Here is a 15,288-nt window from a genome sequence, read left to right on the forward strand (position 1 = left end):
TACCGACTAGTTTTAAAATATAAAAAATGAAATTAGATATATTAGTTTTTGGTGCACACCCAGATGATGCAGAGTTAGGAGCAGGAGGCACTATAGCAAAGGCAATAGCAAGTGGAAAAAAAGTTGGTATTGTAGATCTTACAAGAGGAGAATTGGGTACAAGAGGTTCTGCTGAAATAAGAGATAAAGAAGCCGCTAAGGCAGGAGAAATTTTAGGTATTGCAGTTCGTGTTAATTTAGGATTTGCCGATGGTTTTTTTGTAAATAACAAAGAGCACCAATTACAAATTATAAAGCAAATTAGAACGTATACTCCAGAAATTGTTTTATGTAATGCTATTGATGATAGGCATATAGATCATGGAAAAGGAAGTAAATTAGTAAGTGATGCTTGTTTTTTAAGTGGTTTGGTAAAAATAGAAACCAAAATAGAAGGTAAAAATCAAGAACCTTGGCGACCAAAAAATGTATATCATTATATACAATGGAAAAACATATCTCCTGATTTTGTTGTAGATATTACTGGTTATGTAGATACTAAAATGGAATCTATAAAAGCATACGCTTCACAATTTTATGACCCAAATAGTGAGGAGCCAGAGACTCCAATAACAAGCAAGAATTTTTTTGAAAGTGTAGATTATAGAGCAAGAGATTTAGGAAGATTAATTGGAGTTAATCATGCAGAGGGTTTTACAGTAGAAAGAGTTATAGGGGTAGATAATTTAGATGCTATTTTTTAAGCAATTTGTTTATATTCTTTTTTTGTTTTTGGCACTGTAAAATAAAAACAAGAGCCTTTTCCTAAAGTACTTGTTACCCATATTTTACCGCCATTTTTTTCTACCATTTCTTTACATAAGGAAAGCCCTAATCCTGTACCTTTTTCATTATTGGTGCCATAAGTTGTAATATTAGAATTTTTGTTAAAAATTGTTTCCTGCATATTAACACTCATACCAACACCAGTATCTTTTACAAAAATTTCCCAAGCATTTCTTTTTTGCATAGAACCTATAGTAATAGTTCCTTTTTCTGGTGTAAATTTCAGAGCATTACTTATTAAATTTCGTATTACAATATCTATTTGGTTTTTATCTGCCCACGAATATGTTTTTGGAGGTAATTGATTTATTAGGTTTATAGATTTTGCATGTGCAGTTTCAGATAACAAATTAATATTTTCTGAAACTAAGTTTTCTAAGCATACTTCAGAAGGTTTTAATACTGCACCATTCATTTGAGATTGCCCCCAAGATAGTAAGTTGTTTAATGTAAAGGAAATATGGTCTATGTCAGATTTTAGCTTAGGTACAAAACCTAAAAAATCTTCTTGTCCAATTTCGCCATCTTTAAATAATTTTAGTAAGCCTTGAAAAGCTCCAATTGGCCCTCTTAAATCGTGTCCAATAATTGAAAAAAGTTTATCCTTAGTAGAATTTATTTCTCGTAAGTTGATCTCTTTTTTTTCTAAATCTTTCTTTTTAGTATTTAATTCTAGATTTAATTTCTTTTGTATTTTTTCATTCCTTTTAATAATAAAACTTATTACTACAAAAATAAGAAGGATGGATAAAGCATAGTATACATAGTTTTTCTGCTTTGCAATTGCTTTTTCACTGGAAAGTATTAATTCTTCCTTTTGTCTTTCATGCTCAATTTTTGTTTTAAGCATTGTTAAACTTGTTTGGTTTTCATTTCTAGACAGTGTATCCGATATTTTTTGAAAAAGCTCATGGTATGTTAAAGCTTGAGCGTAATCTTTTTTATTTTTATTTATCTTATATAATACTTTTGCGCATTCTTGTATTCCTTCCTTAAATTGTAATTGATTTGATAATTTAAAAGCATTTTGAGCATATACTTGAGAGATACTGTCTTTTTTTTGGCCTAAATAAGCTTCAGACATACCATTAAGAAGGCTTATTTTGCCTCTAACATCTTGTAGTGACTTATGAAGCATTTCACTTTGTTTATACCAATAAAGAGCCCATTTGTATTTGTTTTGTTTTAAATAAATTTTCCCCTTTATTTCATATGCATAGGCAAGCCAATCCATAATTTTCTTTTTCTCAAATATTGCAACACTTTGGTTTATATTAAACATTGCATATTCTAATTCTCCCATGTCTGCATAGGCAGAAGCCATATTACTCATTGTTTCGGCAGAGAAAATTGGGTTTTTTAACTCTTCATTTATTTTTTTTACTTTTTTAAAGAAAAATAAACCTTGGGTATAATCTTTTTGACTTATATAAAGATTAGCTATATTTTCATTTATGATGGATAACATTTTTTTGTTAGCAGTTGTAGTTGCTAATTCTTCTGCTTCTAAGTATCCACTAAGTGCCATTGCATAATCCCCTAAATATGTGTATTCACCAGAAAGATTATTTTGAGACCGTATAATTTTTTTAGAATCTTCTATTTCTTTTGAAACATGTAAAGCCTTTTTAAAATACTCAATACCTTTTTTATGAGCACCTTGGTCAGAGTAATAAATTCCTATTGCTATTAATGAATTAATTTTGCCAGAATTGTAATTTGCTTCATTACTATACTTTAATGCAGTTTTAGATATTTGTAATAAACTATCGGTGTTATAATATCTTAATTCATTTCCTAATTTATTTAATAATGAAATGTATAAAGTATCTTTTGTATTAAAATCACTTTTTAATTTTGCAGCATTTATTACTTTTTCTAAACTATCACGAACCGTTTGTTGTGCGCTTCCAGTTAGGATAAATAAAAGTAGTACCGTAAGTAAAATTTTACGGATTATTTGTTGGGGAAAACTGTTCTTTAATGGAGTACAGTTTTTAGTCATGGTTTCTTAATATATTAAGAAAATAAAATTACCATGATACGCAGTGGTTTGCTAATAAATGTTGTGAAACATCATATTTTGTGTGTTTTATCTTGTAAAACATGTATTTTGTCGATGTTTTGAAGATTTGCAGTATTCTTATAGGTTTATTCTTTTTTTAAATTAGGCATGCTAAAAGCAAAAGTGCTACCCTTATTTTCTTCGCTTTTAACCCAGATTTTTCCATTGTTTAATTCTATCATTTCTTTGCATAAAGATAAACCTAAACCTGTGCCTTTTTCATTAGAAGTGCCATATGTAGAAAAATGTTTTCTTTCATTAAAAAGCTTATCAATATCTTCTTTTTTTATCCCTTTTCCAGTATCCGAAATAAAGACCTGAACTTCTTTATTTGTATTTTTAGAACTAATTTTAATTGAACCGCCTGCTTCAGTAAATTTAATAGCATTATTTAATATATTTCTAAAAACTAAATCTATGTGATTTTCATCTGCAAAAGCATTACAATTTTCGGGAATTTCTAAAGAAATATTTAATTTTTTTTTGTTAATTCTATCAGAGAATAATTTTACGTTATTAGCAGCAATTTCATTTAAATTTATTTTTTTTGAAAAAACTTTAGAACCTTGCATTTGCGTTTGTCCCCACGTTAATAGATTATTTAATGTAAAATGAATATGCTCTACATCATTTTTTAATTTTGGTATAAAACGTTTAATGATAGATTCTTCTTCAGTTGCTTCTAGTAATTGTTTTAAAGATGAAATAGGTCCTCTTAAATCATGCCCTATGATAGAGAATAATTTATCTTTAGTACTATTAATTTTTTTTAATTCTTTCTCATTAAAGGCTAAGATTTCATTTTTTACTTTTAGTGCTTCACTTAATTTTTTCTGGGTATTTAAATTTCTAATAATTAACGATGCTATAATAAATAAAATAAACAATGTAATTAATGAGAAATAAAGTAAATTCTTTTGCTTGTTAACTTTAGTGTTGTTTTCATTAATTAATTTTCGTTGTTCATGTTTATGTTGATTTTCAATATCTAACAACGCAATACCTATTACTTGTTCATTTTTAGAAAGAGAATCGGACATTTTTTTAAAAAGACGATGATATTTTAATGCATTAGTGTCATCATCTAATTTTTCATAGATTAATGACAAACTCTCAGCAGATTTAGATATCCCTATTGGGTATCTTATTTCTTCCGCTAACTTGCAGGCTCTTATAGCAAATTCTTTTCCTAGAGCAATATTGTTTTTTTCTATATATAATTTTGCCATAGAATTATATAAATCCATAACCCCAATGTCATAGTTTGTAGAAAGTTGAATAGGTTCACTTTTTTTATACCAAATTAAAGCATCATCATGTTTTTTTTCTTTTAAAAGAATATCTCCCTTAAGCATATAAGCATAACCTAACCATTCGTATAAATCATTATCCTCTACAATTTTTATCCCTTTGTTTATTGAAGTAGTAGCTTGGTCTAAATCATTTAAGCCAATATATGCTCTAGTCATATTACACATGGTTATACCAATTGATGTGGAATCCTTTATTTTAGTAGCTAAAACATTTGCCTTATTAAAATATTTAAGAGCTCTACGGTATAGTTTTTTGTGACTATACGTGACAGCAATATTTTGATATATAGTAAGTAAGTACTGTTTATTTTTAATTTTTTCTGCTAATACTTTTCCTTTTAAATATTCTTTTAATGCTTTAGAACTGTCTCCAGAATGGTCATATTCAATTGCATAATGATTACTTACTTCTAATAAAAGGGTAGTGTCTTTGGTTTTTAAAGCAATTTTTTTTGCGTTTTTCAGGTATTTAAAGACTAATGTATCTTTTCCTTTTTCTAAATAATAGTTACTTAAACCTATATATGCATAACCTTTTCCTTTATCGTAATTAATAGCATTACTATATTCTAAAATTTTATTTGATATGGTTAGCAGCGTGTCTGATGTAGAATACGTATATTCAATTGCTAACTTATTTAATAAGTTAGTGTAAACAGTATCCTTTACAGTAAAATCTTTTTTATTCTCTTGTTCTTTAATTAGGTTTAATAAACTATCTTTTTTTATATTATTTATTTGAGAATAAATACAGGAAGTATTAAAAAGAGATATAAAAGTCCAGAAAAATACTTTTATGTAAAGTAGCGACTTAAAAAAATGCTTTAAGTTATTCATTGTTAGAATTTTGCGTAATTTTAAAAATGATTCAATAAATGTCGCTATAGAATTCACTTATAATAATGTAGTTATTTACCTTACAAGTTAACAATATTAAGTAATTATTACTAGTGCTTTTTCTCATTTTTTTATTTAGTTTATTTTGATAGATTAAATAAAAAAAATTATCTTCGCACTCGCTTACAAATGGTGGTTGTAGCTCAGCTGGTTAGAGCATCGGTTTGTGGTACCGAGGGTCGCGGGTTCGAATCCCGTCTTCCACCCTAAAAGCAAAAGCCTTATCATATTTGATAAGGCTTTTTTTATTTGTATGGTCTTAAGCTTATTTAGCTGTTTTATCTACTACTAAGCGTTTTTCTCTATTAGCAATTTCCCAAGCAGTATAAAAAATTAATCTAGTTCTATTCTCTAATAAATCATAATTAATTTTGTCAGGAGTATCGGTTGGTTTATGATAATCATCATGTGTACCATTAAAGTAAAATATAATTGGAATATTATTTTTTGCAAAATTGTAATGATCGCTTCGGTAATAAAAACGATTTGGATCATTTTCATCATTATACGTGTAATCTAATTCAATATTAGTGTACTTTTTATTCACTTCCTCAGAAAGGTTGTGCAAATCGGTACTTAATTTGTCTGATCCAATTAGGTAAATATAATTTCTGTTTCCTTCTCTTTTAGGATCTATTCTACCAATCATGTCTACATTTAAGTTAGCTACGGTGTTTTCTAGTGGGAAAATAGGATTAAAGTCAGTATAATATTGTGACCCTAATAACCCTTTTTCTTCTCCTGTAACATGTAAAAAGACAATTGACCTTTTTGGGCCTTGCCCTAACTTTTCGGCTTTTTTAAATGCTTCTGCTATTTCTAGGAGTGCTACGGTACCAGAACCATCATCATCTGCACCATTATTAATTTCTCCTTTTGGAGTTACGCCAATATGATCTAAATGGGAAGAAATAACAATATATTCTTCTGGCTTTTCAGAACCTTTTAATATTGCTACTACATTTTCAGAATTTAATGCGTCATCTGTACTAGCAACTTGTATAGATAGTGGGCTTTCCAAAATTTTAGGCACATTGTTACTTTCTATTTCTTGATAAATATTTTTTGCTAAAAAAGTGTCAATAAACAAACTTGAAAATTGTTTTTTATTTTTATCTATTACTTCCATGCGGCCACTATTGTTTTCCCTCATGAAATTAAATCTGCTTTTAAATCTATTATAGCTCAAAGAATCATAATAAAGAACTCCTTTGGCACCTTTGTCTAGAGCTATCTTTATTTTTTTACCAATAGCTTCAGAGGCATTACTCCAGATAGATTTTTCTTTAGTCCCAGAAATAATATAATTATTATCACTATCTATTGGCTCTCCAGATTTTAATAAAACAATTTTGTCTTTTACATCAATATTTTTATAGTCTGAGTAATTATCATCTTCTATGCCAAAACCAACATAAGTTATAGTACTAAAATTTAAATTTGCAGCATTAAAGGTAAGAACGTGCTCGCCTACATTGTAATCTTTATTGTTAAAAACTATTTTTCCTGATGGTACATTATTAAGTTTTAATGGGACATTTTGAAAATAATCTCCATCTTTTTTTGCTGCAGGAATACCAAGTTTCTCGTATTCATTCTTAATGTATTCTACTGCTTTTTTTTGTCCAGGTTGCCCAGTTTCTCTCCCTTCGTATTCGTCCGAAGCATAAACGTATAAATGTTCTTTTAATTCATCCTCGGTAATAGAAGCTGCAATTGTAGAAACATCTATTTCTTTTATGGATTTAGGTTCTTCTGTGACCGTTTTTTGCGATGTGTTGCATGCAAAAATGAGACCCATTGTAGAAAAAAGTATTTTTTTCATATAGCTATTAAGTTGTAAATTATGTATCACAAAAATACTTAAAAGTTTATGAAATTTTTGGATTCTACTTATTAGCTATTTTAGGTTTTTTTAATCTACTAAAGATTTAGCCTTTGCCCTTGTTTTTCTATGTTCTATTTTTTTAGTTAACCAATCTGGGTAATTTGTAGAATCTTCTGCTTCTAAAATAGTTAATTCTTGATCTGGTTGTGGTTTTCTTAAACTATCTGCTTCGCAATTTAGAATAATACTGGCAGTTTCTACTCCAGAATGTGCTGCACCAGCTACACCGTGTGATAAGATACTGGCACCACATAAGTATAAATTATCTATCTCACTTTTTGGTTTATAAGCAAATGGGCCAATATGCATTAAACTTTTTTCTGTGCCATATACATTTCCTCTTGTGCTATTTACATAATACTCATTTGTAATGGGTGTGCCTAAATCTTGATGTATAATATGTTCTCTAATATTTGGAATAGCTTTTTCTAAACCATTTAGCATCTTTTGGGTTAATTTCTCTTTAAACTCTAAATATGCTTTTGAGCGTTGTTCATTTTCATTCTCAAATTCTTTAAAAGAATCATAATTTATATAAGTAATAACTTCTAAGGAGTGTTCTTTTCCATTATAACTAGATGGGTCTTTAAGTGTTGTACAGCTTATAAACATACCTTCAAAAGCATCCCCTTTTAAAATATCCTCCTTCATTAAGCCATCATAAAATTCATCGGCATCTTTATCTGGCATTAGCCAAATATTACCAGAATCTAGCCCCGCTTTTTTTACATCTAAATTTACCGTTAAGAAGAGCATTAAAGAAGTACAGGAATATTTAGTTTTACTTAGTTTCTTTTGAAGTTTTTGACTAATGTTTTCTTCCCCAATAAGTTTTAAATAGGTAATTCCTGGGTCTGCATTAGAAATAATATTTTTGGCATAAAGTTTTTCTCCATTTTCTAATTCTACACCTACCGCTTTTTTAATTTTGGAGTTTTCTTCTACTATAATTTTTTTAACACCTGTACTAGTACGAATTTTGCCATTGTGTTTTTTTAAAGCATTTGTTTTGGCTTTTATTAAAGCGCCACCGCCACCCATAGGGTAGTAACTACCATTAAAATAATGACTCATTAATGCACAATGCAAAGGAAAAGCTGCTTTTCTTGGTTGTAGCCCGTGATCTCCACATTGTACGTTAAGTATATTTTTAAGTAAAGGATCCTTAATATGCCAGTTTATTACGCGTTTAAGACTAAATAAACCATATTTACCCATATGACGAGTGCGGTATGGAATAGTTATTTTTTGCCAAAAACCTTTAATATACGGAAGTGAATATATTTGTGTACTTACATTTTTTACTAAAGTTAAATATTTAGCAATATTCTTTTTTTCTTTTGGGAAACGTTTTGCTAATCGTTCTTTTAACTCTTCTAGGTTAGAAGGATAGTCAAATTTTTCATCTCCTATCCAGCAATGTTCATAAGCATCAGGATTCATTCTAAAAAAAACAAGGTCGTTTGCTATGCCTAACCCTTTATATAAATCGCTGGTAGATTCTCCTTCCCCTAATAAGCCAATGTAGTGTACTCCAGGAGTAAACCTATGACCATTTAAATAAAAACTATGACACCAACCACCAGGAACATCATGCTTTTCTAGAACTAAAACTTTTTGCCCTTCTCTAGACAAACATATTGCAGCTGCTAAGCCACCAGCTCCGGAACCAATAATAATTGTATCCCAGTCTTGTTTATTTTTTTCCAAATTATTTTTTTAGCGCTTCTTTAATTGCTTCTTTTACTAAAGGTTCCATAACAGCATAACCTTCTGCTGTTGGGTGTACTTCATCTTTTGCATATTTTTTTGGTAAACCATTTCTATCATCAACCATAACAGAAAAATAATCTAAATAAATACAGTCATTTTCAAGAGCGTATTCTTTTATCATTTCGTTTAACGCAACAATTTTATCTGCAGGTTTAATTTCTGGACTCCAAGGATATTTATAAGCTGGTAATGTAGAAGATAAAATTACTTTTATATTATTTGCTTTTGCAATTTCGGCCATTCCTTTAATATTATTAATAATCATATTTAAAGTAGATGGGCCAGTGTTGCCTGCAATATCATTTGTGCCTGCTAATAAAACAACAACTTTTGGATGTAATTCTATTACATCTTGTCTAAAGCGCACTAACATTTGAGGTGTAGTTTGCCCGCTAATACCTCTATTTATGTATGGTTTTCCTTTAAAAAAATCTGGTCTTTTGTGTAGCCAACCAATGGTAATGGAGTTTCCCATAAAAACTACTCTGTCTTCATTTTCTAAAGTTGCTTTTATGGCTTCATTTTCTTTTTGAAAATGTTTTAAATTTGCCCAATCTTCCGTTTGCGCTTTTGCCTTATTTATACCTAAGAATGCTAACATAATTATAATAAGGATTTTGAGATTTTTCATGATTCTAAAGCTTTTATATCCTCTTTGTTTAAGTTTAAATCTGCTTTTATTTTATTTAAAGAAGGCTTTTGAGAGAATAAATATGCAATTAAGGAAACAGCAATTACTAGAGGTAAAGCATTTGATGTAGTGTAAAAAGCAAATAACGCAAAAATAGCAGGAAGCTCAATAATCATAAACTTTACATGAGATGCCGACTTATATTTTTTTAATTTTTCTTCTAAAGATAAGTTGGATGTTATTTTTGATAACATTTTTTTGGATAAAAACTGACTACCAAAATAACCAATAATAGCAATAATTGGTACCGCATATAAAAATGGGTTGTTAGAATCTGGTTGTGCTGTTATTTCTGAATTTTGCATATAAGCTATTACAGCAAAAAGTACTAGACCTAGTACTAAAGAAAGATGAAGAAATTTTAAGGTTTTTAAAAAGACTTTTGGTTGCATATATTATTTAAAATAAAAAATTAAACCTCTAAGATAGTTTATAAATACTTATAAATAAAAATAGCCTTACAGCTATGTATTTCTGTAAGGCTATTTTATATTTAAAAACTTAATTTAAATATTTTCTTTACTAGAATCAGTTAGACTTTTCATAAAAAGAATGAGGTCTTGCTTTTCTATTTCGGATAAATTTAGTGGGGTAGGAGGTAATGTTTGTAATTCTAAATCTATTCCTATTCCTGCACCGCCACCACGATTATAAAAATCTACAACTTCTTCTAATGTAGTATAAACACCATTATGCATATAAGGAGCTGTAAGTTCTACGTTTCTAACCGTAGGAGTTTTAAAAAAGTGTTTTCTTTCTTCAGTTTTAAATACGTTATACCTTCCTAAATCTGCATCTACTATGGCATTAATTGTGTCGTTTTTAGTAGGTACTCCTAATAACTCTATTTCTGTATCTTTATATAATGTAGGTACAGTACCATTAAAAACAGGAGCAAAATGGCAAGTTGCACATTTAGCTTTTCCCATAAATAAATTAAAACCATTAATTTCATTTTTGGTTAAGGAATTTTCTAGACCATTAATATTTTTATCAAACTTAGAGCTAAATTTATTTAGGGTTCTAATATACTCTGCAATAGTATTACGTATATTATAGTCTGTTATCTTACCATTATAAATATTATCAAAACGGGATTTATAATCAGGACTTGTATTTACAGCTTTTTGTAAGGTTTCTAAATTTGTATGAAATTCTGTTTCATTATTTACAACAGATACAATTTGGCCTTCTAAACTTCCTGCTCTATTATCGTAAAAAAAGCTTTGTTGAAGCGATGCATATGTTAGTGTTGGACTATTTCTTATTTGTCCTTTAGGTTTTTTAAGCCCATCTGTAAATGCCTTTTCTTTGTTATGGCATGTAGCACAACTCATAGAGTTATTTATAGATAAACTTTTGTCATTAAATAAATCACGACCTAAAGCAATAACTTCTTTAGAAAAGCCTTTATTTTTTATATCTGAATAGTATTCTGTGTTGAATGTTTTATCAGAAAATAGGGAAGGAGCATCATTCTTTAGAGCCAAAGTAAATGGAAATTTAGTATTCCAATCTAATACAGTTTCATTAAATAAACGCAATTGTTTATGAGTATGATTTTTTATAAAACTATATCTATCAAATGTATTAAAGTCTTTAGTGTTTAGGGTTTTTATAGTAGATTCAATTTCAGAAACCCAACTATTATAAAGTTCTTTATTTACAAATTCTGTTTCTAAAATATGTATATAGTCATTTAAAGTACTATATACATCTTGTGCTTCTGCTAAAGATTGTTCCAAAACAGGGGAATCAAAGCCTGTAAGACCTGTTTGCGAAACTCTTAGTATAGCATCTCTAAGTAACCAAAGAACATGGTGTTCTTTAAAGTACTCTATTTTAGTGTTTTTTTCAATTAATTTTAATCTATGGTATATAAGTTTAGCAGTCTCTTGTACTTTTTTTATGTCTAAAGACTCCTCTGTATAAATAGATTCTTCTAATACCTGAAAACTTTTAGGAGACATTACTTTAATATTAGTAGCATCTTCTTCTTCTACTTTTAGAATATTTGGCGCGTTTAAAAATTTATAATTTTCTGCATCAATAAACGCCATCATTGGTTCTACTTGTTTAAATACTTTTCTAGCATTTAAATAATATTTTTCAAAATCTTTTTTAGAATTACTTTTAGATAAACTGTCTATATGCGACTGGCATATAATAAGTTTAGCAGTATAGTTTTTTTGAAGTTTTTGGCCTATGTTTAAATGAACTTCTTTAGTGTCTTTTTTTACCTGATTACATGAAATAATAGATAAAACAAAGAGGCTTATGTAAACATAAACCCCTTTTTTTAATTGTTTTTTTAAATGCTTAATCATTCAAAAATTATTAGTTAGATAAACCTTTAAGAACAAATAACTGGCTACCTTCTTTACGACTGTTTGCTTGTGCGTTAGCCATAGAATCTGTAAAAGCAGAACCATCTGCTGGCTCCCAACCATGATTTTGAGTAATCATAATAAAAGTATCTTCTACACCTAAAGTTTCAGAAACATCAATCATACCAGTAATTTCCCAATTTCTGTCTGCATTTCCTACGCCTGCAGCTGCTGCTGCAACTTGATCACACTCTAAAACAGTTTTTAACTCTCCTGTGTTTAAATTATATTGGTATAATTGTGCATAGTGTGCTTTGTCTGTAGTATCAGGGTATCCATTAGGGTCTTCTTGAATGTATGCATAGTTTTTAGTAACAACAATGTTATCAGGGCTATGAAAAGCTTTTGCCTTACCATCTAATTTATCACCATCTAGAACACAAGAAATTGTAGCTTTTGTTGGATCTTCTTTATCTAGAACTACTTTATAAACTCTACCATATGTAGATCCTTTACCAACAAGACCATCTTTTTTTCTACCTGTAACAGTAATGTATAATTCTCTTTGGTTAGCAGCAATACCTCTTCTCCAGTCAATATCTTCTAATCTAGAGAATCCCATAGAACCTTTTTCTTTAGCTTCAGCATCTAAAAGGTCAATGCTTCTTTCTTCCATTTCTATAAATTCGGCATCGTAAGTTTCTCCTTCAGCCATATCCATTTCATATGCTACACCTTCAGTAGTTACTTTTAAAGTATATAATTTTCCATTGTTAAGATCTCCTTGATCAGCAACATACATTCCTAATTGTCCAGAAGGTACTTCATTGTCAGAGTGATCATCACCAATAAAAATTACTGTTTTCCCAGGGAAAGCATCTTTTCCTATTGCTACTGCATTTTCAGTAGACCATTCTCCTAAAGCAGATAATGTAGTTGCAACAGATGCATCAGAAGAGCTCTTGTAAGGATCTACAGCAAAAACTCCTTTAGAAGATCCCCCCCATTCACCACCAGATAAGTAAGTTGGTCCAAAACCATGCTCTTCTGGAGTAATTAATGAACCAGAGCACTGAGCAGTGTATGCTGTAGCTTCTGCGTTAAGAATATATTCTCCTTTTACTGGTTTAAAAGTTTCATCAAATGAAATTCTTGCAATAGAGTAATCCGCTTCAATATTATTAATTAGCGTAAAAGTTCCGTCAGCTTCTTTTAAAAGACCGGCACCATCTGCCATAGATCCATATACAAAGTTTGGAGAATCTTGTAGTACATCTGGAGAACTTAAAATAGAATATATTTCTACATTATTAAATTCTGGAGTTACTTTAAAGTAAGCTGGTACGGTAGAATGGTTTTTTAAGGTAACACCTTCTTTTGGCGCATCATTACCACCTCCTGTAAAATCGTCTAACTTATCACAAGAAGTAGCCGAAACTAAACCTGCTAAAAGCAATACACTTGTAAATTTTTTCATTTTCTTTAATGTGTTTGTTATGGGTTATAAATTCTGGTGTAAAATTAGAAGCAATGGTTTAAGCTAGCTTTAACTGAATATTTTATTTGTTTAATCTGAATGTTAAAAATATTATGAAACTGTTACTAATTAGAATGATTAAAAATTATATTTAAATTGTTGTAACCTGTTGATTTTCAGCAATTTAAAATTTAGTTGTAATCTTACAACTTTAAGTTCTTTTTGTGATTATTTTTTAAATGTAAGTAGTTAAAAGTCTAGTATTGTTTATGTTTAAAGACTTTTGGTTTTTTAAATAAGTAGTTTATAAGTATAAGTTTTTTTCCTAAAAAGAATAGTGTATTTTATAGTATTTAATGATTAAAATTTAAAGTTTGAATAACTTATAGTTAAGGTTATGTTTATCTATTTGGTTTTGTTAAGTATTAATTTTCCTGAATAATTTAGAGAACCAAAAAACAACAAAATGAAGACCACCTTACAGTTAAAAAAACTATTACTATTAAGCGCTTTTGCAATACTATTTTCTTGTAGTAAAAATAATTCTGAAGAAAAAATTGAAGAAATTATAAAAGAAGAATCTACTAAGGAAGAGGAAGAGGAAATTGTAGAGCAAGTAGTTACATTAAATATTATCGAATCCATTAACGAAACAGAAGACTTATCCTTATTAAAAGCTGCAATTGTAAAAGCTGGTTTAGAAAGTAATTTTTCTGTAGATGGTCCATTAACTTTATTTGCCCCTACTAATAAAGCAATAGAAGAGTTGTTTATATTGTTAGGAGATAATTATAATAGCTTTGATGATTTTAACGATTTTATTGAAATAGAATTACTTAAACGTATCTTATTATATCATGGTGTAGAAAAGCAGCTAAATTCGGATGCACTTTCTGCAGAAACATTAGAAACACTATTAGAAGGTGATAATATTAAAATAATTGCTTCTGGAGAAACATTTGTTATTGGGGATGCATCTGAGGTAAATGCTAATTTATTAGAAATAGAGACTAAAGCTAGTAATGGTATAATACATACCATAGATAAAATCTTAATACCAACAGAGGTACAAGACTTTTTAAATACTGCAAACGCAACTAATAGTAAAACAATTTCAGAATTAGTGCAGGAAAATGAAGATTTTTCTCTTTTAAAAGATGCTTTAGAAATTACAGGGTTGTTAGATACTTTGAATGAAGACGGGACTTATACAGTTTTTGTTCCTACGAACGACTCATTTGGGGGTATTTATGCTCTTCTAGGAGCGGAAATTACTTCTTTAGATGATATAGACACTGCGTTTGAAATAGATTTGTTACGTGATGTATTATCTTATCATGTATTAAATGATGTTGTATATTTTTCTGATATTACTGAAGGAGAAATTGCAACCCTATCTGGGGAAAATAAAATAAAAATTTCACCTACAAGTAATGGATACGAATTAATAGATGCGACCACTTTAGGAGTAAATTTTATTTTAACAGATATACCAGCAAAAAATGGAGTAATACATACTATAGATAGAGTTATGTTGCCACAATCTGTGATAGATGATTTAAGTAGTGAAGCTAGTAAAGTATTTGCTGCGGCATTAGAAAATTTGGAGGATTGTAACGTAGCGCATAGTCTATTTAAAACACTACAAAGTAGTCTTGGAGGTTTTTTAGATAAAGAATTTACTTTTTTTATACCTTCAGATGCTGCATTTATGAAACTTATACTCGAAAAGGGATATACTTCATTAGAAGAATTTAATTCCGCTGAAGATTTAGAAATGTTAAAAAAGATTTTTAAATACCATTGTGTAGAATCTGGAAAATTAATGTCATCTAACATAAATAATAATGAAACTCTAGAAACAGCACAAGGAGAAAAAATTACTCTTTTAGTTACTAGTAATGGTGTGTATGTTAAAGATAAAACCGTTTCTTTAGCAAAAATTTCTAAAGCTAATAATGAAATTTTAAGAGGAGTAATACACGTTATAGATAAAGTATTAGTTCCTGAAGAATTAATAGATGTACTATAA

The 15,288-nt window shown here is 29.1% G+C and carries 10 protein-coding genes and 1 tRNA gene; 3 read left to right on the plus strand and 8 right to left on the minus strand.

Annotation, left to right across the window (positions count from 1 at the left end; all coding sequences use genetic code 11):
- Nucleotides 1-26 precede the first annotated feature (26 nt).
- Nucleotides 27-743 (plus strand): bacillithiol biosynthesis deacetylase BshB1, encoded by a 717-nt coding sequence (gene bshB1 / locus Q0820_RS04605; protein ID WP_298485554.1) that lies wholly within the window; start codon nucleotides 27-29, stop codon nucleotides 741-743.
- Here bshB1 and Q0820_RS04610 read toward each other — a convergent pair.
- On the minus strand, nucleotides 740-2,830 hold the full coding sequence (locus Q0820_RS04610) for a tetratricopeptide repeat-containing sensor histidine kinase (protein WP_298485556.1): 2,091 nt from the start codon (nucleotides 2,828-2,830) through the stop codon (nucleotides 740-742). The two genes, bshB1 and Q0820_RS04610, sit on opposite strands and share 4 nt — an antisense overlap.
- Nucleotides 2,831-2,976: 146 nt before the next feature.
- Nucleotides 2,977-5,040, minus strand: a complete 2,064-nt coding sequence (locus tag Q0820_RS04615) for a tetratricopeptide repeat-containing sensor histidine kinase (protein ID WP_298485558.1) — start codon at nucleotides 5,038-5,040, stop codon at nucleotides 2,977-2,979.
- Between the two features lie 191 nt (nucleotides 5,041-5,231).
- Between Q0820_RS04615 and Q0820_RS04620 the strand changes: the two genes are divergently transcribed.
- Nucleotides 5,232-5,307: transfer RNA gene (locus Q0820_RS04620), tRNA-His, on the plus strand.
- A 58-nt stretch (nucleotides 5,308-5,365) separates the two neighbouring features.
- On the opposite strand, the gene Q0820_RS04625 is transcribed toward Q0820_RS04620, so the two are convergent.
- From Q0820_RS04625 to Q0820_RS04650, 6 genes are all read right to left on the minus strand, one after another.
- Entirely contained in the window at nucleotides 5,366-6,925 is a 1,560-nt protein-coding gene (locus Q0820_RS04625; RefSeq protein ID WP_298485560.1) for a M28 family metallopeptidase, read from the minus strand.
- Nucleotides 6,926-7,015: 90 nt separating this feature from the next.
- Nucleotides 7,016-8,698, minus strand: a complete 1,683-nt coding sequence (locus Q0820_RS04630) for an NAD(P)/FAD-dependent oxidoreductase (RefSeq protein ID WP_298485562.1) — start codon at nucleotides 8,696-8,698, stop codon at nucleotides 7,016-7,018.
- A gap of 1 nt (nucleotide 8,699) precedes the next feature.
- Nucleotides 8,700-9,362, minus strand: a complete 663-nt coding sequence (locus Q0820_RS04635) for an SGNH/GDSL hydrolase family protein (protein ID WP_298485564.1) — start codon at nucleotides 9,360-9,362, stop codon at nucleotides 8,700-8,702.
- Between the two features lie 26 nt (nucleotides 9,363-9,388).
- Nucleotides 9,389-9,844: a hypothetical protein gene (locus tag Q0820_RS04640; protein WP_298485566.1), complete on the minus strand. Its 456-nt coding sequence runs from the start codon at nucleotides 9,842-9,844 to the stop codon at nucleotides 9,389-9,391.
- 114 nt (nucleotides 9,845-9,958) lie between these two features.
- Nucleotides 9,959-11,779: a cytochrome c peroxidase gene (locus Q0820_RS04645; protein ID WP_298485568.1), complete on the minus strand. Its 1,821-nt coding sequence runs from the start codon at nucleotides 11,777-11,779 to the stop codon at nucleotides 9,959-9,961.
- 10 nt (nucleotides 11,780-11,789) lie between these two features.
- Entirely contained in the window at nucleotides 11,790-13,256 is a 1,467-nt protein-coding gene (locus tag Q0820_RS04650; RefSeq protein WP_298485570.1) for an alkaline phosphatase PhoX, read from the minus strand.
- 466 nt (nucleotides 13,257-13,722) lie between these two features.
- Between Q0820_RS04650 and Q0820_RS04655 the strand changes: the two genes are divergently transcribed.
- Nucleotides 13,723-15,288, plus strand: coding sequence for a fasciclin domain-containing protein (locus tag Q0820_RS04655; protein ID WP_298485572.1), 1,566 nt, complete (start codon nucleotides 13,723-13,725; stop codon nucleotides 15,286-15,288).

This window comes from uncultured Maribacter sp., assembly GCF_947495965.1.
Taxonomy (GTDB): Bacteria; Bacteroidota; Bacteroidia; order Flavobacteriales; family Flavobacteriaceae; genus Maribacter_B.

Bases quoted from the DNA above. Each gene is read 5' to 3' on its own strand.
- bshB1 (WP_298485554.1), top strand. From the start codon at position 27: ATGAAATTAGATATATTAGTTTTTGGTGCACACCCAGATGATGCAGAG.
- Q0820_RS04610 (WP_298485556.1), bottom strand. From the start codon at position 2,830: ATGACTAAAAACTGTACTCCATTAAAGAACAGTTTTCCCCAACAAATA.
- Q0820_RS04615 (WP_298485558.1), bottom strand. From the start codon at position 5,040: ATGAATAACTTAAAGCATTTTTTTAAGTCGCTACTTTACATAAAAGTA.
- Q0820_RS04625 (WP_298485560.1), bottom strand. From the start codon at position 6,925: ATGAAAAAAATACTTTTTTCTACAATGGGTCTCATTTTTGCATGCAAC.
- Q0820_RS04635 (WP_298485564.1), bottom strand. From the start codon at position 9,362: ATGTTAGCATTCTTAGGTATAAATAAGGCAAAAGCGCAAACGGAAGAT.
- Q0820_RS04640 (WP_298485566.1), bottom strand. From the start codon at position 9,844: ATGCAACCAAAAGTCTTTTTAAAAACCTTAAAATTTCTTCATCTTTCT.
- Q0820_RS04645 (WP_298485568.1), bottom strand. From the start codon at position 11,779: ATGATTAAGCATTTAAAAAAACAATTAAAAAAAGGGGTTTATGTTTAC.
- Q0820_RS04650 (WP_298485570.1), bottom strand. From the start codon at position 13,256: ATGAAAAAATTTACAAGTGTATTGCTTTTAGCAGGTTTAGTTTCGGCT.
- Q0820_RS04655 (WP_298485572.1), top strand. From the start codon at position 13,723: ATGAAGACCACCTTACAGTTAAAAAAACTATTACTATTAAGCGCTTTT.